Below are 22,548 nucleotides of genomic sequence, written 5' to 3'. Positions count from 1 at the left end.
CTCACTCGTAGCCGTAGGCGCGCAGTCCGGCTTCGTTGTCGGCCCAGCCGCTCTTCACCTTGATCCACATTTCCAGGTAGACCTTGCCGTCGAAGAGCTTTTCCATGTCGAGGCGCGCCTCGGTCGAAATCTGCTTGAGCTTGCTGCCCTTGTTGCCGATGATCATGGCCTTGTGCGCGTCGCGCTCGACCAGGATGGTGGCAAACACGCGGCGCAGGCGCCCTTCCGTCTCGAACTTGTCGATGATGACGGTGCTCGTGTATGGCAGTTCGTCGCCGGTCCAGCGGAACACCTTCTCGCGGATGATCTCAGAGGCGAGGAAGCGCTCGCTCCGATCGGTCATCGCATCGGCGTCGTACATCGGCTCGCCTTCCGGCAGGTAAGGCCGCAGGATCTCGAACAGGCGCGTGATATGGTCATGCGTCTTGGCCGACATCGGCACCACTTCGCGGAACGGAAAGAGCTGCCCCATCTTTTCCAGGAAGGGCATCATCACCCCGGCGCGGTCGTCGGTGACACGGTCGAGCTTGTTCGTCACCAGCAGCACCGGCGTATTCTTGGGCAACAAGGCCAGCACCTTTTCGTCATCCGCGCCGTAGTAACCGGCTTCGACCACGAACAGCACCAGATCCACCGAGGACAACGTGGAAGTGACCGCGCGATTGAGCGAGCGGTTCAGCGCGCTGGCGTGACGGGTCTGGAATCCGGGCGTGTCAACGAAGACATACTGCGCGTCGTCGGTGGTCTGGATGCCGACGAGCCGGTGGCGCGTGGTCTGCGCCTTGCGCGACGTGATGCTGATCTTCTGGCCGACCAGCGCATTCATCAGCGTGGACTTGCCGACATTGGGGCGGCCGACAATGGCCACCGTGCCGCAGCGGAACGCCTTGGCTGGGGTATCCGCGGCGGGCTGCTGCGGATGGTTCGATTCGGTCATTCCTTCAACCTGAGAGACAACTGTGGGTCCGGTGGCACCGGCTGCTTGCGCGTCTTGCCCGTGCGCTCGGCCCGGCTGCGCTTGAGCAGCTGCGGCACCAGCTTCTGGACTTCATCGAGCGCCAGCTTGGCCGCCGCCTGCTCCGCCGCCCGGCGCGAGGCGCCGGTGCCGAACACCCGGACTTCCAGTTTAGGCACCATGCACTCGACTTCAAACTGCTGGCTGTGCGCGGCGCCGTGCGTGGCGATTACGTTATATTGCGGCAAGGCGATCTTGTGGCCTTGCAGGTATTCCTGGAGCAGCGTCTTGGCGTCCTTGCCTAGCGTGCGAGGGTCCACCTGCTCCAGGATGGGGATATACAGCTTGCGGATCAGCGCACGCGCGGCTTCGAAACCGGCGTCGAGAAACACCGCACCGACGATGGCTTCGAGCGCATCGGCCAGGATCGAAGGACGCCGGAAACCACCGCTCTTCAACTCGCCCTCGCCCAGGCGCAGCGCGTCGGAGAGCTGCAGCATCTGGGCGATCTCGTACAGCGCCTGCTGCTTGACCAGGTTGGCGCGCACGCGCGACAGGTCGCCTTCATCCAGCTTGCTGAACATGCCGAACAGCATGTCCGCCACGGCGCAGTTCAGCACCGAATCCCCCAGGAATTCCAGGCGTTCATTGTGCTGGGCGCTGTGGCTGCGGTGCGTCAGCGCCTGCTGCAGCAACTCAGGCTTGCTGAATCGGTAGCCGAGACGTTGCTGCAAGGCGTCGAGGTTCATATCAGTGCTGCGTTCCCGAATAGCTAATCAGTAGACTCAGTGGACCGTAGACGGGAACTTCGGTCCGGTAGGCAAAATCGACCGACTGGATCGTTCCGTTCTCGTCTTCGCGGATCTGGAGGTCTTCCCCCCGCACCGCGGCAATCCGGTCGATGGTTGCCTGTTTATCAAAATACTCGACCACTTCCCGCTTGTTGGTGGCCTTCTGCTTCGCGTAACTGGCGGCCCGCTTGACGGAGAAATACTCCGTCAGGCTCGGTATCGCCCGGAGTGCCGGCAACGCGACGCCGATCACGAAAAAGATCACGACCAGCAGTGTCCAGAGGGAAAACCCCTCCGTCCGCCGTCGGCCCAGGCTCGCCCGCTCCCGGCCAACATTGCCGGCCCGACCTCTTTGCCCCATCTGACCCATTTGCGCTTCCCTCTTCTGGTTGAGCGTTCCTGCGCCGCGCGGGTGTGTTATTTGAAGGCCCCGACGCGTCCGAAATTACCGAGATTCATCCAGATCACAAACGCCTTGCCGACAATATTCTCGTCCGGCACGAAGCCCCAATAGCGGGAATCCAGGCTGTTGTCGCGATTGTCACCCATGACGAAATAGTGACCTGCAGGCACCTTGCAGGTCACACCCTGCTGATTGTAAGTGCAGTTTTGCCGGAACGGGAAATCCGGATCAGCACCGGCAACAAACGCGGGGCGGTCCGCATCGTTCAGGATGCCGTGCTCCACGCCACCGGGCAGCTTTTCCGTGAAATGCTTGGAATAGGACAAACGCTCCTCATCCAGATAATCGGGCAGCGGCGAGTAATCGGCCGGCTTGCCGTTGATGGTCAGGTGCTTGTTCGAATATTGAACCTCATCACCCGGCAGACCGATCACGCGCTTGATGTAATCGAGCGACGGGTCTTTCGGATAGCGGAACACCATGACATCGCCGCGCTGGGGCTCGCCAATGTCCATGACCTTCTTGTTCACCACCGGCAGGCGAATGCCATAGTCGTACTTGTTGACCAGGATGAAATCACCGATCAGCAGCGTGGGGATCATCGAGCCGGACGGAATCTTGAACGGCTCGACCACGAAGGAACGCAGCACGAATACCGCCAGGATGACCGGGAAGAAGCTGGCCGAATACTCGAGCCACCACGGCTGGCGCAGCTTTTCCTCGGCCAGGCGCTTGCGCGTGGAGTCGACCTCGCCGGAACCGAAGCGGCCCTGCAGGTCGGACTGGTGCGAATCGAACTCGGCCAGCGCCAGGCGCGCCGATGCGCGCCGCTGCCGCTCAAACACAAGCTTGTCCGCGATCCACGCGATACCCGTGATCACCACCAGCACAAAAAGGATCAGTGCAAAATTCATGACGGCTTCTGGTTCTTGGATGTCCTGCTACAACTTCTTCTTATGCCGCCGCGCCCTCTGCGCCGCGGTCCCGTTCCTGCGTGCGCAGCCGCTTACTTGTCGTCAACCTGCAGGATGGCCAGGAACGCCTCCTGCGGAATCTCGACGGTTCCAACCTGCTTCATGCGCTTCTTGCCGGCCTTCTGCTTTTCGAGCAGCTTCTTCTTGCGCGAGATATCGCCGCCATAGCACTTGGCCAGCACGTTCTTGCGCAGCGCCTTGACGTTCTCGCGCGCAATGATGTTCGAGCCGATCGCCGCCTGGATCGCCACGTCGTACATCTGGCGCGGAATGATCTCGCGCATTTTCGCGGCCACTTCGCGGCCACGGTATTGCGAATTGGAGCGGTGCACAATGACCGACAGCGCATCGACCTTGTCGCTGTTGATCAGGATATCGACCTTGACCACGTCGGACGGGCGGTATTCCTTGAACTCGTAATCCATCGAGGCGTAGCCGCGCGATACCGACTTCAGGCGGTCGAAGAAATCCATCACGATTTCCGCCATCGGGATCTCGTAGGTCAGCTGCACCTGCTTGCCGTGGTAGCTCATATTGATCTGCGTGCCGCGCTTCTGCGTGCACAGCGTGATCACCGAGCCGACATACTCCTGCGGCATATACAGATTGACCGTGACGATCGGCTCCAGGATGGCCTCGATCCGCGTCGGGTCGGGCATCTTGGCCGGGTTCTCCACCGTTACCGTGGTGCCGTCGCGCATCTGCACCTGGTACACCACGGTCGGCGCCGTGGTAATCAGGTCCATGTCGAACTCGCGCTCGAGGCGCTCCTGCACGATTTCCATGTGCAGCAGGCCAAGGAAGCCGCAGCGGAAACCGAAGCCCAGCGCCTGCGAAACTTCCGGCTCGAACATCAGCGAGGCGTCGTTCAGGCGCAGCTTCTCGAGCGATTCCCGCAGCGCCTCATACTGGTTGGCCTCGACCGGATACAGGCCGGCGAACACCTGCGGCTTGACTTCCTTGAAGCCCGGCAGCGGCGCCGCGGCCTTGCGCGCCACGGTCGTGATGGTGTCGCCGACCTTGGCGGCCTTCAGCTCCTTGATGCCGGCAATGACGAAGCCCACTTCGCCCGCAGTCAGGGCCTCACGCTGCACGGACTTCGGCGAGAACACGCCAACCTGCTCGACGAGATGCTGGGCCCCGGTGGCCATCAGCAGCACCTTGTCCTTCGGGCGCAACGTGCCATTGACGACGCGCACCAGCATGACCACGCCTACGTAGTTGTCGAACCACGAGTCGATGATCAGCGCTTGCAACGGCGCGCTGCCATCGCCTTCTGGCGGCGGCACCTTGGCGATCAGCGCCTCGATCACGTCTTGCACGCCCTGGCCGGTCTTGGCCGAGCACGGCGTGGCGTCCTGCGCGTCGATGCCGATGACGTCTTCGATTTCCTGGATGGCGTTGGCCGGATCGGCCTGCGGCAGGTCGATCTTGTTCAGCACCGGCACCACTTCCACGCCGAGCTCGATCGCGGTGTAGCAGTTGGCCACGGTTTGCGCCTCGACACCCTGCGAAGCGTCGACCACCAGCAGCGCGCCTTCGCAGGCCGACAGCGAACGGCTCACTTCGTAGCTGAAGTCGACGTGCCCCGGGGTGTCGATCAGGTTCAGGTTATAGACCTTGCCGTCACGCGCCTTGTAAGTCAGCGCGGCCGTCTGCGCCTTGATGGTGATGCCGCGTTCCTTCTCGATGTCCATCGAGTCGAGGACCTGGGCCTCCATTTCGCGATCGGACAGCCCCCCACACAGCTGAATGATCCGGTCGGCCAGGGTGGATTTCCCATGGTCGATATGGGCGATGATCGAGAAATTGCGAATATGGTCCATCTAATCTTCAGGCAAGCGCCGGCGTCTTCGCCCCGGCGGCAGCGGATTCGTGAACGGCCAAGCGCGGGCGCCCCCGTAGGAACGCCCGCGTCAGGAGCCGCGGGTCTTGGGGCGCTGATTTTGCGCCAAACTGGAATTTTACCGGATTTTCAATGACTTCCGGGCCACGAATGGGCGGATCGCCAGGCTCTTATGCACGCCCGGATGTGCTGATTGCAGCCTATACCTCAGCCCCGAGCCAAGAGCGGACGGCGGCAGCGTCGAGGAAGTAGTGGCAAAGCTCGCGGAGTCCTTCCGGTCCTGTTGCGACCAGCACGGGCACGCGCTCGCCAAAACGGGACTCCAGGTCCGGATCGTCATCCACGTCCACCTCGTCGAGGATGAACGGAAATTCGCGCCGGAACGGCTCCAGCGCGTCCCGCATATCCGTGCACAGATGGCAATAGGCCCTGCCGTACAGGGTGAGCTGGCGCATGTCGTACGGTCAGCGGGCGGCAGTGGCCCCAGGGCGCAGCGTCAGGACCTGGGTCGCATCACCACGCCGCACGAACACGGCGGCAATGCGGTTCTTGTCCAGCCCCTTGACCAGATCGTTGAACTGGCGAGCGCCGGTCACATCGGTATCGCCCAGCCGCAGGATGATGTCGCCGGGACGAATACCAGCACGCATGGCGGGACCGTCCGCGACTTCGACCTCCACGCCCGACTTCACCTTCAGCTCCTTCAGGCGGGCATCCGGAATGTCATTGACGATCAGCCCAAGCGCGTTGGGCTTGGCGGCCTGCGCAGTGGCCTCGTCCTTGGCCGACGGCGTGCTGCGGGCCTTCGCTCGCGTTTCGGGCTCCAACTCCGTCACGGTAATCGATACGTCGCGGGTTGCACCCTTGCGCCACAACTGCAACGGTACCTTCGTACCGGGCTTGGTATCGCCAACCATGCGTGGCAGGTCGGACGCTTTTTCGATCTCCCGGCCGTTGAACTTCAGGATGATGTCGCCCGGTTCGATCCCGGCCTTTTCGGCCGGACCACCCGGCTCAACGCTGCCAACCAGCGCGCCGCGCGCACGGCCCAGGCCGAGCGAATCCGCCACTTCCTTCGTCACATCGCCGATCGCCACGGCAATACGGCCGCGTGTCACGCGCCCAGCGGTCTTCAACTGCTCGGTGACGCGCATCGCTTCGTCGATCGGAATCGCGAACGAAATGCCCATGTAGCCACCGCTGCGGCTGTAGATCTGCGAGTTGATGCCGATGACCTCGCCGCGCAAATTGATCAGCGGGCCGCCAGAGTTGCCGGGATTCACGGCCACGTCGGTCTGGATGAACGGCAGGTAGTCACCGGTATCACGCCCCTTGGCGGAGACAATGCCAGCCGTCACGCTGTTGTCGAGTCCGAACGGCGAACCAATCGCCAGAACCCATTCGCCCGCGCGAACCTTGTCGGAATCGCCCAGTGTCAGTCGCGGCAGCCCCGTTGCCTCGATCTTGAGGAGCGCCACGTCCGTGCGCTTGTCCGCGCCGATCAGCTTGGCCTTGAACTCGCGCTTGTCGGGCAGCGTGACGTAGATGGTTTCCGCATCGGCCACCACGTGGGCGTTGGTCATCACGTAGCCATCCTGGCTGATGATGAAGCCTGAACCGACGCCGCGGCTCTGTTCCTCGCCCTGCGGCGGCTGGCCCTGCGGCGGCTGGCCGCGCCGCGGCGCGCCTGGCGCCGGCGCACCCGGCGTCGGCGCCCCCGGCATGGGCACACCGAAGAAGCGACGGAAGAACTCGGCCATGTCGTCGTCTTCACTGCCCGGGCCGCCGCGCGAGCGCACGCGCTCCGTGGTCCGGATGTTGACGACGGCGGGACTGGCTTTCTCCACCAGGTCGGTGAAGTCGGGCAGGTTGTAGTTGGAAGCCGCGGCCTGGGCGTGACCCACTTCGGCAATCGCCGGACCGAGAATCAACATGGCAGCCATGACCATGGCACGTGCCAGGGCTGGGGATCTGAACGTCATCGACAACTCCCGGGATTCAGCAAATGATGAGGTACCGGCTGGGACAAGATGCAGGAGGCCACCCGCGGGGGCACGCGGACACGGGGCCGGGCAGACCCCGCATTCGCCACTTGTACGCGCTCAGTGTAACGCCTTGGGAGGGCGATATTCCACGGCCGACGCGAACTGCCGCACCGTGCTGGCGGGGACTTCGCCCACCACTGTAATCCAGTAGTCGGCGATGCGGCGCACCACAACCTGCGTGGCGCCCAGCGAAGCGACGCCTTCACGGCGCACACGCTGCTCGGACACGGGTTCGATGAACACCGACAGCCCGGTCAGCCCGTCGCTGTATACCACCTGAAGCACCTCGAACACCTGCCCGCGGCCCTGAGCAGGCGCGCGCAGCTCACCCAGCGGGCGGCGCACTTCACGAATCTTCTGGAAGCCCTTCAGCGGCACGGCGATGTTCCAGCCTTCATCCGCAACGTTGGTCGGCTGATAGGTAACCTCGTAGTGATTCCAGGAACTGGAGTTCTTGATCGCCCCGAGGATGCGCTGCTTGTCGGAGGGCACGCCGATGTCGACCTGCGAAAAGGCCACCTGCTCCAGCACCTTGCCGCCATCGCCAATGGTCTGAGCCCGCATCAGCAAGCCGGAGTTCTTTTCGGCCCAGAGGCGTACGGCATAGCGCGCCGCGTCGTGCGGCTCGAGCGAAAACACCTCGCATTCCACCCCGGCCACACGCTCGCCGGGCAGCTTGCGCATGTCGTACAGATCGAGCACATCGCTCTTGTTGGTGGCCAGCAGCGCCGGGAAGCGGTCCTTGGCTTCCTGCTTCTCGACCACCACGAGCTTGGCTTCGGGAATCAGGCTGTGGACGACATCATTCTGCCGCAGCACTTCGCGCGGCTTGCCGTCCAGCGTTTCCAGGCGCTCATACTCGTTGTGCACGAGGTCGCTGTAGTGCTGGATCTTCGAGGCATGCATCACGCTGCCGCGCTGGTAGATCAGCGTGCCGACATAGTTTTCGCGCTGTGCTGCGCGATGGATCTTGCTGAGCCAGGCGGAGGCATCACGCCGGTTCAGCGAATTGTCCGAGGGCTGGGCCGTTGCCGCCGCCGCGCTCAGACACAAGGCGAGAAAAAAGGACCTGCGCAGGGCCCTCGTTCTTGGTGCGCCCGCTACGCCGGCGGGCGACCATCCTTTGTGCATGTCCGGCATTATTCCTGCGAATTGTCCTGAGAGAAATTAGCGCCGTTGGCGACCGCGCGCATGGTGGGCACGAACGCCTCCGTTGCGACCGAGCTGCGATGAGCGCGCAGGTACTCGTCCAGCCGCGGATCGCGGATCATCTGGGCGCTATCGGCTGCGACGGTAACGAGGTTGCCGGGCTTGGCCGCCGCCGGCTGGTCCGCTCGCGCGACCACGGCGTCAGGCGTGCCCAGGTCGGCCGGCCCGCGCATTTGCGGCACCACGACCCAACTCACGGCCGCCACCGCCGCGGCGATGGCCGTGCCGGGCATGACCCGTCGCACCCAGGACGGACGTACCAGCAAGCGCTGACGCATGCCCGCGGCCTGGGCCACAGCCGGCACCAGCACATGGGGCTCGTCCTCGAGGCGCGAGGAGAAGCGGGCGAGAAAATCGCCGGTCGGGCCCGCGTGGCTCAGTTCTTCCGAGCGCAGCGTATCGCCGATCATCTGGAACATCGACCAGTTCGCCATGCCGGCTTCGCTCTTGGCGAGCGCCACCACGGCATCGACCTCATGCAGCGGCAGTTCGCCATCCATCAAGACGGAGATCTGCTCCGCCGCTTCCACTACATGAACCGACTGCTTATGAGCCTGACCCATTTCCCACCCCAAGACATTCCAATTCCATTGAACACCGATAATCCCGTCACTTTCTGTCGCTTATCGATGCAGGAACTGGCTGCAACGCTGGCCGCACGACATTCTTATCACTACCATCGCTTGCCCTCTGCCGTTCCCAGCAGCGGGCGCAATCTCTCGGCAATCGCCTCGCGCGCACGGAAAATGCGCGACCGCACCGTCCCGATCGGGCAACCCATCGCCTCGGCGATTTCCTCGTAGCTGAGGCCTTCGATCTCGCGCAAGGTGATGGCGGTACGCAATTCTTCCGGTAGTGCCTCCATCGCACGGTTGACCGTTTCGGCAACCTGGCGCGTGTGAAGCATCGACTCCGGCGTATTGATATCCCTTAGTTGCTCACCATCCGCAAAAGTTTCAGCCTCTTCTGCATCGATGTCGCTGGACGCCTCGGGCCGCCTGCTCTGCGTGGCGAGGTAGTTCTTGGCCGTGTTGACGGCGATCCGGTACAGCCATGTGTAGAAGGCCGATTCCCCGCGGAACTGGGGCAAGGCGCGGTATGCCTTGATAAAGGCATCCTGCGCCACGTCCTCGACTTCGGCGGGATCTCTCACCAGGCGCGAAATCAGACGGATGATCTTCCGGTGGTACTTCGCCACCAGCAGCTCAAAGGCCCGCTTGTCGCCCTGCTGGACGCGTTCAACTAGGAGCTGATCGGCTTCGCGTTCGCTCACGTATGGCTCACCTGCAGTGTATCTCTTGGTTTGGTCGTCACGACGAACGTTGTATTTTACCTACGAACCACCGATAGTCTGGTGCTCTGTGACCGCTGCCTAACAATAACGTTCCCCATTATCTGGCACCGGTTGCACCTCTCGTGCAACCGCGATCGCGAGCCTTGCTGCGCGCACCACGCGCGGGGAACGAGCCTGGAACGGGAACACCAGCATTCCACGGCGCTTGTCGGGGCCTTGCGCCAGACTCAATAGAAGAATGCCGCCAACGTTCCAGTGGCCCGTCACTACTGCGGTTTCGCTGTCGGAACCCGGGCGGCGCAGCACGACGCGAGGCATGCCATAGCGCTGGGGCGAAGACAGGACTGCGGAGCAAGACTGGCCGGCCCATGACCACCAGTCGTGCGATGTCCAAACCAGCATTACGGCCATGCCAAGCCACGCGACACAAATCAGGAAGGGGAAGGCGCTGCTCGCCGTTCCTTGGGACGTTGCCGCGCTCAGGTACATCCGGGCCAGCAGGCCCAGGGCAACGACCTCGCCGGACCAGAACACGAGCAGGGCCCACTGCAATAGAGTGAGCCCGCCGCGACGAGGGTCGGCGAGGCGCTTCCGTGACACCGAATCAGGCGCGACGGAAAACCAGCGTGCCGTTGGTACCGCCGAAGCCGAAGTTGTTCTTCACGGCCACATCGATCTTCATGTCACGCGCCGTGTTGGCCACGTAATCCAGGTCGCATTCCGGATCCTGGTTATCGATGTTGATGGTCGGCGGCGACACCTGGTGATGCAACGCCAGCACGGTGAAGACCGATTCCAGGCCACCAGCACCGCCCAGCAAATGGCCGGTCATCGACTTGGTCGAATTCACCACCATCTTGTAGGCATGGTCGCCGAAGGCCGCCTTGACGGCGTCGGACTCGTTCTTGTCGCCCAGCGGCGTGGACGTGCCGTGCGCGTTCAGGTACTGCACCTGGTCGGCATTGATGCCGGCATCGCGGAGCGCATTGACCATGCAGCGGCGCGGACCGTCCATGTTCGGCGCGGTCATGTGGAATGCGTCGCCGCTCATGCCGAAGCCCACGAGTTCGGCATAGATGCGCGCACCGCGTGCCTTCGCCGATTCGTACTCTTCCAGCATCATGACGCCGGCACCCTCGCCGAGCACGAAGCCGTCGCGGTCCTTGTCCCAAGGGCGCGAAGCCGCCGCCGGATCATCATTGCGCGTCGACAGGGCACGCGCGGCAGCGAAGCCACCAATGCCCAGCGGCGACACGGTCGATTCAGCGCCGCCGGCCAGCATCGCATCGGCGTCGCCAGCCTGAATCAGGCGGGCGGCCAGGCCGATGCTGTGCAGGCCGGTGGTGCACGCCGTCACGGCAGCAAGGTTCGGACCCTTCAGACCGTGCATGATCGACAGGTGACCCGAGATCATGTTGATGATCGAACCCGGCACGAAGAACGGCGAGATACGGCGCGGACCACGCTCGGTCAGCGTGGCGTGCGTGTCCTCGATCATCGGCAAGCCGCCAATGCCCGAACCCACCAGCACGCCGATGCGCTCGGCATTGGCATCGGTCACTTCGAGCCCGCTGTCCTTCAGCGCCTGGGCGCCGGCCGCGATGCCAAAGTGGATGAAGGTATCCATATTGCGGGCTTCCTTGGCGGGGATGTAATCCTCGGCATTGAAGCCCTTCACTTCCCCGGCAAAGTGCACGGAAAGCGCGGAATGATCGAATTTGGTGACGGTGGCGATGCCAGACTTGCCGGCAACCAGGGTGGCCCAGCCTTCGGCAACCGTGTTTCCGACCGGAGACACAAGGCCAAGCCCAGTGACAACGACGCGACGACGGCTCACTATGATTTCCTACGGGTGCGTGATGCAGGATCGGGACACATCACCGCGTTCCGCGACTGGCAGGGTTACCCGGCCGGTCAGGTCCACGCGGCATGAGACTTGATTCTGCGTCTTCGAACAGACGAAAGCCACAGAAAACAGCAAGGCGCTACCGCAACGGTGCGCCCACCCGCCTTCTGTGGCTCGGAATTCAGATACGACTGGCTTAGGCCTTGACGTGCGCGGTGGCGTAGTCGATTGCCTGCTGCACGGTCGTGATCTTCTCGGCTTCCTCATCAGGAATTTCCATGCCGAATTCATCTTCCAACGCCATCACGAGTTCAACCGTGTCCAGCGAGTCCGCACCGAGATCGTTCACGAACGAGGATTCGTTCTTGATGTCTGCCTCGGCCACGCCAAGCTGTTCTGCCACGATTTTCTTGACGCGTTGTTCGATATTGTCCATGTAACCCTCCAGGGAAGTTCGACAAAAAGTGGGCGCATTTTAGCAGGTTTGGGGCGTCAGAAATGCCGCCTGCCAAGCTTTGCAAGAATCGCACCCGATTGGTTCGGAAAACTACCACTTCAGGCAGCTTCTTCCGGCTTCTTCTCCGAAAGAGCCACCCAAAAACCTTTTAATTCATGTACATGCCGCCGTTCACATGCAACGTCGTGCCGGTGATGTAGGCAGCCTGCGGACCGGCCAGGAAGGCCACCGCATTGGCAATATCTTCCGGCTGACCCAGACGGCCAAGCGGAATCTGCTGCTTGAGCGAAGCATGCTGCTCTTCGGACAGCGCCTTGGTCATGTCGGTGTCGATAAAGCCCGGCGCGACGCAATTGACGGTCACGTTGCGGCTGCCGATTTCGGCGGCCAGCGAGCGGGTCATCCCTGCCACGCCCGCCTTGGCAGCCGAGTAGTTCATCTGGCCCGGATTGCCCACCGAGCCGACCACCGACGTGATGTTGATGATGCGACCCTGACGGGCCTTCATCATCGGGCGCAGCACTGCACGAGACAGGCGGAAAACCGAGGTCAGGTTGGTCTGGATGACCGCCAGCCAGTCCTCGTCCTTCATGCGCATGGCGAGCTGGTCCTGCGTGATGCCGGCATTGTTGACCAGCACGCCGATACCACCGTGGCCCTTCACGATCTCGTCGATCAGGGCGTCGCAGGCGGCCGCGTCATTCACGTTCAGCACCGCACCCTTGCCCTTCAGCCCTTGCGCGCCGAGGTATTCGGTGATGCCGGCAGCGCCCGATTCGCTGGTGGCGGTACCAATCACGGTGGCGCCCTGGCGGGCCAGTTCCAGCGCAATGGCGCGGCCAATGCCACGCGAAGCGCCAGTGACCAGCGCGACCTGGTTATCGAGGAGTTTGGTCATTCGATTTGTCCTTTCTTGCAGGCGCTTACTTCAGCAGCGCCAGGGTGTCCTGCAGCGAGGCGGGATCAAAGATCGCGCCGCCCACCAGGTTGCCGTCGATGCGCTTGGTCATGCCAGCCAGTACCTTGCCTGGGCCGCATTCGATCACGTGCGTAACGCCTTCCGCGGCCACCTTCTGCACGCATTCGACCCAGCGCACCGGCGCAGCCGCCTGGCGCACCAGCGCGTCCTTGATCGCATCCGGATCGTTGACGATGGCGACATCGACGTTGTTGACCAGCGGAATCGCCGGCGCCGAGAACGTCAGTCCGGCCATGCGTTCGCGCAGGCGGTCCGACGCCGGCTTGAGCAGCGACGAATGGAACGGCGCCGACACGGGCAACGGCAGCGCGCGCTTGGCGCCCTTGGCCTTGGCCACTTCGCATGCCTTCTCGACGCCGGCCTTGCTGCCGGCGATCACGACTTGCAACGGCGCGTTGAAATTCACCGCCTCCACCACCCCGGCGGCCGATGCTTCGGCGCAAGCCGCGCGCACGTCATCATCCGACAGCCCCAGGATCGCGGCCATGCCACCCGCGCCAACCGGCACGGCCTCTTGCATGGCTTGCGCGCGGAAGCGCACCAGCGGCACGGCGTCGGCAAACGGAATCACGCCAGCTGCCACCAGCGCCGAGTACTCGCCCAGGCTGTGACCCGCAACCAAGGCAGGCACCGGGCCGCCGGCGTCGAGCCAGGCGCGGTAGATCGCCACGGCCGCGGTCAGCATGACCGGCTGCGTGTTCGTGGTCAGGTTCAGTTCTTCAGCCGGGCCTTCGGCGATCATGCGGCCAATATCCTGGCCTAGCGCCGTCGACGCTTCCTCCAGGGTCGCGCGCACCACGGCGTTGTCGGCGAACGCATTGAGCATGCCAACCGATTGCGAACCCTGGCCGGGAAATACGAAAGCAAATTTCATCGGAGTGCTATCCCAGAAATTGAATACCTGTAGCCGCGCGGCCGATCTTGCCTGCCGCGCCGGCTGTCATTACATGCGCAGCAGCGCAGCGCCCCAGGTGAAGCCGCCACCCACGCCTTCCAGCAGCACGGTATGGCCCGGGCGGATACGGCCGTCGAGCACAGCGGCGTCGAGCGCCAGCGGAATCGAAGCGGCCGAGGTATTGCCGTGCTCATGCACGACAGCCACCATGCGATCGGCAGGCAGGCCAAGCTTGCGCGCGGTGCCCTGCATGATGCGGATATTGGCCTGGTGGGGAATCAGCCAGTCGACCTGCTCGGGTTGGATCTCCGCCGCGGCCATCGCCTCGCGCGCCACTTTGTCCAGCACCGTCACGGCGAGCTTGAACACCGCCTGGCCGTCCATATGAAGCAAGGGATTCCCGATGATCGCGCCGCCAGCGACGTTGCCCGGCACGCACAGGATGTCCACGTGACTGCCGTCCGAGTGCATCGCCGTCGACAGGATGCCCGGCTCGTCGGAGGCCGTCAGCACGACCGCGCCCGCACCATCGCCGAACAGCACGCAAGTGGTGCGGTCGTTGAAGTCGAGAATCCGCGAGAACACTTCCGCACCGATTACCAGCACATTGCGATGCGAGCCGCTGCGGATGAACTTGTCAGCGGTGGCCAGCGCATACACGAAGCCCGAACACACGGCCTGCAGGTCGAATGCCGCGCACTGGTTGTTGATGCCAAGCTTGTTCTGGACGATGCACGCCGTGCTGGGGAACACGAAGTCCGGCGTAGACGTCGCGACGATAATCAGGTCGATGCTCTGGCGGTCAATGCCAGCCGCCTCGATCGCCTTTTCGGCAGCCTTGACGGCAAGATCGCTGCTTGCCACGTCGGGCTCGGCCCAATGCCGGGCCGAGATGCCGCTGCGCGAGAAAATCCACTCGTCGCTGGTCTCGATGCCCTTTTCGGCCAGCTGCGCCGCCAGATCATGGTTGGTCACGCGCCGCGGGGGCAGGTAGCTCCCGGTACCGATGATTTTTGCGTACTTGGTCATGTAGTGTCGGATCGATTTGTCCGTTTGGCAGCCCAGGCGCCGGCCCGATGCATCAGGCGGCGCGGGTGCTGGGGTGCGGGGTCGGTGCTGTCTCCGGGCCGCCTGGCGCAGCGCCCGCAGCGCTGGTCTTGTCGGCGAATGCCCTTGCTATGCGTTCGATGACGCCATTCTTGGCGGCATCATACCCGCGTTTGATCGCCCACTCAAAGGAATGGGCATCGGCCGACCCGTGACTCTTGATCACCAGTCCGCGCAGGCCGAGCAGCGAAGCGCCGTTGTAGCGCGCCGGATCCAGCCGCTTGGCCAGGCGAGACAGCACGGGCATGGCAATGCCCGCGAGCAGCTTGGTGAACCAGGAACGGGTGAACTCTTCCTTGATCATGCCACCGATCATCTTCGCCAGGCCTTCGGTGCTCTTGAGCGCCACGTTGCCGACGAAGCCATCGCAGACGACGATGTCGGTCGTGCCCTTGAAAATGTCGTTGCCCTCCACGTTGCCGTGGAAATTCAACTCCGACGCACGCAGCAGTTCGCCCGCGCGCTTGACCACCTCGTTGCCCTTGATCACTTCCTCGCCGATATTGAGCAGGCCTACCGTCGGGTGTTCCTTGTGGTCCACCACGGCCACCATGGCCTCGGCCATGCGCGCGAACTGCAGCAGGTGCTCCGGTTCGCAATCGGCGTTGGCGCCAAGATCGAGCACGGTGGTGCCCCAGCCCTTCTCGTTGGGAATGGTGGTGGCGATGGCCGGGCGCTCGATGCCTTCAAGCGTCTTCAGCACGTAGCGAGACACCGCCATCAGCGCGCCGGTATTGCCAGCGGAAATGCAGGCGCCTGCCAGGCCTTCCTTGACCTGGGTCACGGCGACCCGCATCGAGGAATCCTTCTTCTTGCGAAGCGCCACTTCCACCGGGTCATCCATGGTGATGACCTCGGTCGCCGGCACGATGGTGACGCGCGCATGGTTCTGCGCGTGCAGCTTTTTCAGCTGCGCCTGGATGGCGTCGGGCAGGCCGACCAGCACCACCTCGGCATCGTCATGACTGGAAAGAAAACTGATCGCCGCCGGGACAGTCACGGAAACGCCGTGGTCGCCGCCCATGCAGTCGATAGCGATTTTGATCGTCATTGTTCCGGATACGGATTACGCATCGGCGCCGGCGGAAAGCCGGTTCGCATCGCGAGCGCCCAACAAAAAAGCGGCAACGATCTTGCCGCTTTTTTGTCTCTGACCTACAGGCATGCGCGAGCGAGACGCAACGTCACGCCGAACGAAGCGATCAGTCGTTCTTGGTCTTGATGACCTTGCGACCACGGTAGTAGCCGTTCGGGCTCACGTGGTGGCGCAGGTGGGTTTCGCCGGTGGTCGGCTCGACGGCCAGCGGAGCGACCGACAGGTGGTCGTGCGAGCGATGCATGCCGCGCTTGGACGGCGACTTCTTGTTCTGTTGAACAGCCATGATGACTCCTTCGAGAATTTTTCAATATTAACACACGCATCCCGCACTAGGCGTAGCCGGGGCCCGGCCGGATGCATCAACCACTACCTGCAAGACCTTGCGCGCGCCGCCCTGCGGCATCAATGCTTGGTCTTCAGGCCGGCCAGCGCCGCGAAGGGCGATGGTCGCTTTTCCTCTTCTTCCGGTGCAGCCTCGGGCTCCACCTCGCCATCGGCGCCGGTCACGAGACTCTCGTGCACTGCCGGGCAGACAGCATGCTTGGGTGCCGCAGGCAGCGCCAGCAACACCTCGTCTTCAATCAGTTCAAGCAACGAAAATCGCTTGGAGCCGGCAATCGCGTCGAGCTCGTCATCGTCCATCGGCGCGCTGTCGGCCGCCTCATCGCTGGCGAACACCTCAAAGCGCATGGACGTAGCAACGGGCTCCGCGTAGACCCCAAGGCAACGCTGGCAGCTCAGCCAGACGTGACCGTTCACGGAAAGATCCAGGAACAGGCGCTGCACCACGGGCGCGCCGGGCGCCGACGCCTCTTCGCGCACAAACCCGGTGGCCGTATAGGCGAACACCTCGTCTGCCGCCGAAGCTGGCGCTTGCGCGGCCGTCTCGGCTAAGATGCGCGGCAAATCCCGCACCGCCACCTGGCCGGCTGTGCTAACGCCTTTGCGGCAGAAAGCAAAGAGATCCAGCTCGCGCAGGTCGATCGACTCGGTCATATGGCTGCTCATGCATGGTTCGCTACATCCTGGGCCATCAGGCCTTTCAGGCGGCACGGAAAACCATGCTCGGATGCGGCGAAACGCGGGATTATAAGACGAAACCTGCTGCCCGGTCAAAGGTCTTGAACGCTTTAACCTTTGAATTTCTGTTCCGCTTCAATCACTTATGCATTTACAACCACTTCCCAGATTGATCCTGGGCTCCAGTTCGCCGTATCGGCGCGAGTTGCTGGAGCGGCTGCGCCTGCCTTTTGAGGTGGCGGTGCCCGATATCGACGAAACCCCGCTGGACCAGGAAACGCCTGAGGCCACCGCGCTGCGCCTGTCGCTGAACAAGGCTGAGGCCATCGCCCTGCGCCACCCCGGCACCCTGATCATCGGCTCGGACCAGGTGCTGACGCTCGACGGCCGGCAGATGGGCAAGCCCGGCACCCACGACAAGGCGCGGGAGCAACTGCGCCTGATGCGTGGACGTACCGCGACCTTCCATTCCGCGCTCTGCCTGCTCGATGGACGCACCGGCCAGTCGCAGCTTGCCGACGTGCAGACGCGCGTCACCCTGCGCGACCTCAGCGACGCCGAGATCGATGCCTACCTAAACCTCGAAAAGCCGTACGATGTCGCCGGCAGCGCCAAGTCCGAAGGCCTGGGCATCGCGTTGCTGTCACGCGTGGAATCGGATGATCCCACCGCGCTGGTCGGCCTGCCGCTGATCGCGCTGACGACGATGCTGCGTCAGGCCGGTTACCCATTCTTTGCCGCATGAGCGGCTCCCCCCATACGATGAGCGGCACCCTTTACCTGATCCCCAACACCCTGGGCAAGCGCGACGAAGCGGACCCGCTGCCGGACGTCATCCCGGCGGGCGTCCAGCAAGTCGCCGCGCAACTGGACTACCTGGTCGCGGAGAACGCCAAGACCGCGCGCGCCTTCCTCAAGAAGCTGGGGGAGACGTGCCCGCTGGCGCGGCCGATCCAGCAGATCGAAATTCGTGAACTGAACGTCAACACCCGCGCCGAAGCGCTGGCTGAACTGCTCGCGCCGCTGGCCGAGGGCCGTGACGGCGGGTTGCTGTCTGAAGCCGGCGTGCCAGCCGTGGCAGACCCCGGCGCCGAACTGGTGCGGCTGGCCCATGCGCGCGGCATCCGTGTTCGCCCGCTGGTCGGGCCCAGTTCGATCCTGCTCGCGGTGATGGGTTCGGGGCTGAACGGCCAGAGCTTTGCTTTCAACGGCTACCTGCCGGTGGACGCCGACGAGCGCGCGAAGCGGCTGCGCGAACTGGAACAGCACTCGCGCAAGTTCCGCCAGACGCAGGTGTGGATTGAAACGCCCTACCGCAATGGCGCCCTGCTCGACGCACTGCGCCAGCACTGCGCCGGCACCACCCTGCTGTCCGTAGCCGTGGATCTGACGCTGCCGACCGAGACCATCGTCACGCTGCCGCTCGCGCAGTGGCGGCCGGACCGGATCGACCTTCACAAGCGCCCCGCCATCTTTTCCTTGCTCGCCGACTGAATCGGCGCAAATGTGGGGAAGTCTCCCGGCGGACAGAATCCGCCGGGAAGCCTGCGCTTAGCGCATGCCTTGCAGCCCGGTACTCCAGAGCATCGTCTTCATCGCTGCCGTGCCCATCGCGGCGCCAAAGCGCTTGGCCACGCGTTCGGCGATGTTTTCCTTGACGGTGTAGTCGACGATGTCCTCGGCCTTGAACAAGTCGCGCGCCACGTAGTCGGCGCCGCCCAGGCCGTCCGCCAGCCCCAGTTCGACACTGCGCTCACCCGACCAGAACAGGCCCGAAAACAGCTCAGGATCGTCCTTGAGGCGATCGCCGCGCCCCTCCTTCACCACGTCGATGAACTGCTGGTGGATTTCCTTGAGCATGGTTTCCGCATAGGCCTTCTGCCGGGGCACCTGCGGCGAGAACGGATCCAGCATGCCCTTGTTGGCGCCCGACGTGTACAGGCGGCGCTCCACGCCCAGCTTGTCCATCAAACCCGTAAAGCCGAAACCGTCCATCAGCACGCCGATCGAGCCGACGATACTGGCCTTGTCGACATAGATCTTGTCCGCGGCGGCCGCCACGTAATAGCCTCCGGACGCGCAGATCTCTTCGACGACCACGTAGAACGGCTTGGACGGGTACAGCCCGCGCAGACGGTGGATCTCGTCGTTGATGATGCCGGCCTGCACCGGCGAGCCGCCGGGCGAGTTGATCTTCAGGATCACCCCGGCGGCATTGCTGTCGGCAAACGCCGCCTGCAGCGAGGCGTTGATCGATTCCGCGCTGGCCGGGGTCCCCGCTGCAATCTCGCCGTCCAGCGACACCATGGCAGTATGCTTGCCCGTACCGATGGCGCTGTCGCCCTTGAAGTCGAACACGGCGAAAAAGATGACCAGCAAGACAGCCAGGCCGGCGAAACGGAAGAAAATGCGCCAGCGGCGGGCGGCACGTTGCTCGCGCAGCGTCGCCATCAGCACTTTTTCGAGGACGTCGCGCTCCCAGCCGCCACCACCGCCGACCGGCCCGCTGCCCTTGCCACCCTCTATGCGCGTCTTGCGCTCGCCAGCCTCGCGCCGTGCGGCGTCATCGGAGGCACGCAACTCGCGCTCGAGCGGATAGTCCGCCTTGTGCGCCGTCTCCAGGCGCTCCGCAGCCTCGGTCGCACCGCTCGCCGGACCCGGCGCCGCGGCGGGGCTTGTACCGTCGTGTTCATCCGGCTGACCCGATTCGCCCGAAGGCGGTTTTTGCTGTTCTGTCATGCAAGTGGCTCGTGGAAGGGCTCTGGGTTACGCAGTGCTCGCCGGCGACTCCGCCGGTCGGTATGGCGCTTCGGGCACCCAGAATACCTTGCCGTCGCGCTCTTCGATACGCAATTTAGCCAGGGAGGATCCCCGGCAAGGACCGCCGACGCACAGCCCGCTGTCGGGTTCGTACATGGCCCCATGTGTCGAACAGATCAAGTATAGGCCCGAGGACTCGAAAAACTGCCCTTCCTGCCAGTCCAGCTCCATGGGCACGTGGGCGCACTGGTTCAGGTAACCATGCACCGTACCATCGAAGCGCACAACAAAGGCCGCAAGACGGCGCGCCTGGCATTCCACGGTGAAACGCACACCCGCTCCGCCGTCGATGAGCGTGTCGGCTGGACACAGGAACTGTACGGCCATGCCGTCGACACTGGCCTCAGGCATTGGCCAGCAGCCATTCCGTCAGATCGCCGATGGAGTTCGCGCAGTGGACAGGCGCCATGGCGCGCAGCGAATCACCGGGATGCGCCCCATACGAAACGCCGATGCCATGGGCACCGGCATTGACGGCCATCTGCAGGTCGTGCGTCGTATCGCCGATCATCACCGTGCGGCCCAGGTCCTGGCCCAGTTCACGGGTCAGTTCCTGCAACATCGCCGGATGTGGCTTCGAAAACGTCTCGTCCGCGCAACGCGTGGCATCGAACAGCCGCGTCAGGCCACTGGCAGCCAGCGCGCGTTGCAGGCCAACGCGGGTCTTGCCGGTCGCCACGCCAAGGAAATAGTGCTCGCCGTGCAGCGCCTCGAGCATTTCGCGCACGCCGTCGAATAGCACCAGGTCGGCATCACGCGTCAGGAAATGGTAGCGATACCGTTCGGCCAGGCGGGGATAGTCGGCCGGGTCCAGGGTCGGAACGGCATATGACAGCGCGTCTTTCAGGCCAAGCCCGATGACATGGCTGGCGGCACTGTCGTCGGGAACCGGCAGCCCCAAGTCCCGGCTGGCCAGCTGGATGCATTTGGCGATGGTCGGGGTGGAATCCATCAGGGTTCCGTCCCAGTCGAACACGATCAGGTCAAATTGTTGCCTGGCCATTACTTTCCTTGTTGGCGTGAGAGGCGCCCGACTCCGGGGCGCCTTGGTTTTTCTGGCTACGCAATTGTTGCAGGAATCCGGTGCATTCGTCCGGCAGGGGTGCCGACACCACGAGCGGTTCTCCCGTACCCGGATGAACGAACGTCAGCTTGTGCGCGTGCAGGAACATGCGCTTGATGCCGGGCCGCGCGCTCGCCCGGGCCAGCTGCTTGTTCAGCGCAAAGTCGCCGTACTTCTCGTCGCCGACGATGGGAAAGCCGGAGTGCGACAGGTGCACGCGAATCTGGTGCGTGCGTCCGGTCTTCAATTCCGCTTCCAGCAGCGTGAAGCCCGGGAAGGCCTCGATCCGGCTGAACACCGTGTGCGAGGCCAGGCCGTCCTCCTGAACGCGGACCCGGCGCTCGCCATCCGGAGTGCTGTATTTATATAGAGGCAGGCGGATATGCTGGCGGCTGTTCGCGAACTCCCCGGCCACGCAGGCGAAATAGCGCTTGTCCATGCTGTTGCCACGGATCTGTTCGTGCAGGTCAACCAGCGCCGACCGCTTCTTGGCCAGGACCAGGATGCCGGACGTCTCACGGTCCAGGCGGTGGACGAGCTCCAGGAATTTGGCCTGCGGCCGCGCCTTGCGCAGCTGCTCGATCACACCGAAGGCCACGCCCGAGCCGCCATGCACGGCCACGCCTGCTGGCTTGTTGATGATGAGCAGGTGCGCGTCCTCGAACAGGATGGGAAAATCGGCAGCCGGCACGGGCTGTCGGGCGCCGGCTTGTGAAGATTCCGCCACACGCATGGGCGGAATACGAACCACGTCGCCAATCTGGAGACGATAGGTGGCGTCGACGCGCCCCTTGTTGACACGCACCTCTCCCGACCGAAGCACCCGGTAGATATGGCTCTTCGGCACCCCCTTCGATATCTTCAGCAGGAAGTTGTCGATGCGCTGCCCTTCGGCGCCTTCGTCAATCGTGACATACGCCACCTGGGGAGCAGCCGGCGCGGACTTTGCCCCTGTTTCAATTTGATGGCGTAACTCATTCATTTTCAATATAATTTCCTCGCTGTTCCGGCCAATGACCGGCAGCGCAAGTCCTGTGTAAGCGATTTATCGCATTTTACACTTGGGGTTGCCGTCAGCCCTTCCGTCTCCCGCTTATTCGCGTAACCCGCAGGCGCCAGACGGGCAAATGGCGGCAAAGCAGCACGCGCGCAATTGCCGGCGCGCAGGAAGTCGCCCAGAGGTGGCTTCGGCAAGGCCGGCAATTTCGTGGGAACAAAGTGTTCAGGTAAAACAGAATTCAAGGCGGATGCCCGGTGGCATCCGCTTCGGTGAGAGAAAGTCCCGCCGCACCGGGAAACGGTGCCGGCCGGCAGGCGTGCCTGCCACCTGACTAGAAATACCGGCGCCCGGTCGCAGAACTCCAAGAAGTAGTAGGTGCGCCCGCCAGGAGATGTCAGGTAGCAAATGGTCGCCGTGCCGCGTCCGAAAAACTTGCTCTTTGACGCGTCTAGGCCTTCCGTGGCCGGCCGCGATGCCGCCGGCGCCGTTTGCGCCGGCCCCGCATCGCCGCCGGCATCCGGGAATACGCCGGATTTCTGCGACAAGAGCAGCAGCCGGTGTTCTTTCCCGCCACGCGGACGTTCTCGCAGACGTCGTCGCCTTTCTTTCACCCGCGCCCAGCCGGTTGCGTCTTGACGCAATTTGGCGCTTTTCGGCAATTCTCGCGCCTCGCTTCGCTCCCTTGCGTGCTTCATCGATTCGCCGCGGACACCGCTTGACGGTGCCATCCGCGACACTGGAGTTA

At 63.6% G+C, this 22,548-nt stretch carries 26 protein-coding genes; 2 read left to right on the top strand and 24 right to left on the bottom strand.

What is annotated here, in order from left to right; genetic code table 11:
* Position 1 precedes the first annotated feature (1 nt).
* From era to AC3FKH_RS22475, 19 genes are all read right to left on the bottom strand, one after another.
* Positions 2–937, bottom strand: a complete 936-nt coding sequence (gene era, locus AC3FKH_RS22565; RefSeq protein WP_483708637.1) for a GTPase Era — start codon at positions 935–937, stop codon at positions 2–4.
* Complete coding sequence (gene rnc, locus AC3FKH_RS22560; RefSeq protein WP_483708638.1) at positions 934–1,704, bottom strand: ribonuclease III; 771 nt, start codon at positions 1,702–1,704, stop codon at positions 934–936. Before rnc ends, era begins: the two co-directional genes overlap by 4 nt.
* Position 1,705: 1 nt before the next feature.
* Positions 1,706–2,107 (bottom strand): DUF4845 domain-containing protein, encoded by a 402-nt coding sequence (locus AC3FKH_RS22555; protein ID WP_488678141.1) that lies wholly within the window; start codon positions 2,105–2,107, stop codon positions 1,706–1,708.
* 56 nt (positions 2,108–2,163) lie between these two features.
* Positions 2,164–3,063: a signal peptidase I gene (gene lepB / locus AC3FKH_RS22550; protein WP_488678002.1), complete on the bottom strand. Its 900-nt coding sequence runs from the start codon at positions 3,061–3,063 to the stop codon at positions 2,164–2,166.
* 92 nt (positions 3,064–3,155) lie between these two features.
* A complete protein-coding gene (gene lepA / locus AC3FKH_RS22545; RefSeq protein WP_488678001.1) occupies positions 3,156–4,949 on the bottom strand; it encodes a translation elongation factor 4 in 1,794 nt (597 codons plus the stop codon).
* 220 nt (positions 4,950–5,169) lie between these two features.
* A complete protein-coding gene (locus AC3FKH_RS22540; RefSeq protein ID WP_488678000.1) occupies positions 5,170–5,424 on the bottom strand; it encodes a glutaredoxin family protein in 255 nt (84 codons plus the stop codon).
* Between the two features lie 9 nt (positions 5,425–5,433).
* A complete protein-coding gene (locus tag AC3FKH_RS22535; RefSeq protein WP_488677999.1) occupies positions 5,434–6,951 on the bottom strand; it encodes a DegQ family serine endoprotease in 1,518 nt (505 codons plus the stop codon).
* A gap of 120 nt (positions 6,952–7,071) precedes the next feature.
* Entirely contained in the window at positions 7,072–8,145 is a 1,074-nt protein-coding gene (locus AC3FKH_RS22530) for a MucB/RseB C-terminal domain-containing protein (RefSeq protein ID WP_483708644.1), read from the bottom strand.
* A gap of 8 nt (positions 8,146–8,153) precedes the next feature.
* Positions 8,154–8,786 (bottom strand): sigma-E factor negative regulatory protein, encoded by a 633-nt coding sequence (locus AC3FKH_RS22525; protein ID WP_488677998.1) that lies wholly within the window; start codon positions 8,784–8,786, stop codon positions 8,154–8,156.
* 110 nt (positions 8,787–8,896) lie between these two features.
* A complete protein-coding gene (rpoE, locus tag AC3FKH_RS22520; RefSeq protein WP_483731645.1) occupies positions 8,897–9,496 on the bottom strand; it encodes an RNA polymerase sigma factor RpoE in 600 nt (199 codons plus the stop codon).
* Positions 9,497–9,595: 99 nt separating this feature from the next.
* A complete protein-coding gene (locus tag AC3FKH_RS22515) occupies positions 9,596–10,069 on the bottom strand; it encodes a hypothetical protein (RefSeq protein ID WP_488677996.1) in 474 nt (157 codons plus the stop codon).
* A gap of 52 nt (positions 10,070–10,121) precedes the next feature.
* Positions 10,122–11,354: a beta-ketoacyl-ACP synthase II gene (gene fabF / locus AC3FKH_RS22510; protein WP_483708648.1), complete on the bottom strand. Its 1,233-nt coding sequence runs from the start codon at positions 11,352–11,354 to the stop codon at positions 10,122–10,124.
* Positions 11,355–11,559: 205 nt separating this feature from the next.
* Positions 11,560–11,799 (bottom strand): acyl carrier protein, encoded by a 240-nt coding sequence (gene acpP / locus AC3FKH_RS22505; RefSeq protein WP_008644813.1) that lies wholly within the window; start codon positions 11,797–11,799, stop codon positions 11,560–11,562.
* 169 nt (positions 11,800–11,968) lie between these two features.
* Positions 11,969–12,718 (bottom strand): 3-oxoacyl-ACP reductase FabG, encoded by a 750-nt coding sequence (gene fabG / locus AC3FKH_RS22500; protein ID WP_483708649.1) that lies wholly within the window; start codon positions 12,716–12,718, stop codon positions 11,969–11,971.
* A 25-nt stretch (positions 12,719–12,743) separates the two neighbouring features.
* Complete coding sequence (gene fabD, locus AC3FKH_RS22495; RefSeq protein WP_488677995.1) at positions 12,744–13,673, bottom strand: ACP S-malonyltransferase; 930 nt, start codon at positions 13,671–13,673, stop codon at positions 12,744–12,746.
* 69 nt (positions 13,674–13,742) lie between these two features.
* A complete protein-coding gene (locus AC3FKH_RS22490) occupies positions 13,743–14,723 on the bottom strand; it encodes a beta-ketoacyl-ACP synthase III (RefSeq protein WP_488677994.1) in 981 nt (326 codons plus the stop codon).
* Positions 14,724–14,775: 52 nt separating this feature from the next.
* Positions 14,776–15,852 (bottom strand): phosphate acyltransferase PlsX, encoded by a 1,077-nt coding sequence (gene plsX, locus AC3FKH_RS22485; RefSeq protein ID WP_483708652.1) that lies wholly within the window; start codon positions 15,850–15,852, stop codon positions 14,776–14,778.
* A gap of 151 nt (positions 15,853–16,003) precedes the next feature.
* Positions 16,004–16,183: a 50S ribosomal protein L32 gene (rpmF, locus tag AC3FKH_RS22480; protein WP_008644820.1), complete on the bottom strand. Its 180-nt coding sequence runs from the start codon at positions 16,181–16,183 to the stop codon at positions 16,004–16,006.
* Positions 16,184–16,302: 119 nt separating this feature from the next.
* A complete protein-coding gene (locus AC3FKH_RS22475; protein ID WP_488677993.1) occupies positions 16,303–16,896 on the bottom strand; it encodes a YceD family protein in 594 nt (197 codons plus the stop codon).
* Positions 16,897–17,065: 169 nt separating this feature from the next.
* On the opposite strand from AC3FKH_RS22475, the gene AC3FKH_RS22470 reads away from it, so the two are divergent.
* Both AC3FKH_RS22470 and AC3FKH_RS22465 read left to right on the top strand, forming a co-directional pair.
* Complete coding sequence (locus tag AC3FKH_RS22470; RefSeq protein ID WP_488677992.1) at positions 17,066–17,665, top strand: Maf-like protein; 600 nt, start codon at positions 17,066–17,068, stop codon at positions 17,663–17,665.
* Between the two features lie 17 nt (positions 17,666–17,682).
* Positions 17,683–18,414, top strand: coding sequence for an SAM-dependent methyltransferase (locus tag AC3FKH_RS22465; RefSeq protein ID WP_488678139.1), 732 nt, complete (start codon positions 17,683–17,685; stop codon positions 18,412–18,414).
* A 57-nt stretch (positions 18,415–18,471) separates the two neighbouring features.
* On the opposite strand, the gene AC3FKH_RS22460 is transcribed toward AC3FKH_RS22465, so the two are convergent.
* The 5 genes from AC3FKH_RS22460 to AC3FKH_RS22440 are packed head-to-tail and all read right to left on the bottom strand — an operon-like array spanning position 18,472 to position 22,498.
* Entirely contained in the window at positions 18,472–19,659 is a 1,188-nt protein-coding gene (locus AC3FKH_RS22460) for a S49 family peptidase (RefSeq protein WP_488677990.1), read from the bottom strand.
* A gap of 27 nt (positions 19,660–19,686) precedes the next feature.
* Positions 19,687–20,091 (bottom strand): Rieske (2Fe-2S) protein, encoded by a 405-nt coding sequence (locus AC3FKH_RS22455; protein ID WP_488677989.1) that lies wholly within the window; start codon positions 20,089–20,091, stop codon positions 19,687–19,689.
* Positions 20,084–20,743, bottom strand: coding sequence for an HAD-IA family hydrolase (locus AC3FKH_RS22450; protein ID WP_488677988.1), 660 nt, complete (start codon positions 20,741–20,743; stop codon positions 20,084–20,086). The genes AC3FKH_RS22455 and AC3FKH_RS22450 overlap by 8 nt, the downstream gene beginning before the upstream one ends.
* Positions 20,724–21,785: an RluA family pseudouridine synthase gene (locus AC3FKH_RS22445; RefSeq protein WP_488678138.1), complete on the bottom strand. Its 1,062-nt coding sequence runs from the start codon at positions 21,783–21,785 to the stop codon at positions 20,724–20,726. The genes AC3FKH_RS22450 and AC3FKH_RS22445 overlap by 20 nt, the downstream gene beginning before the upstream one ends.
* A 2-nt stretch (positions 21,786–21,787) precedes the next feature.
* Positions 21,788–22,498, bottom strand: coding sequence for a hypothetical protein (locus tag AC3FKH_RS22440; protein ID WP_488677987.1), 711 nt, complete (start codon positions 22,496–22,498; stop codon positions 21,788–21,790).
* Positions 22,499–22,548 lie beyond the last annotated feature (50 nt).

It is taken from the genome of Cupriavidus sp. 21MJTG02-4, assembly GCF_057798975.1.
The sequence above is the reverse complement of the archived record's forward strand: the minus strand, read 5'-3'. Positions and strand labels throughout refer to the sequence as shown.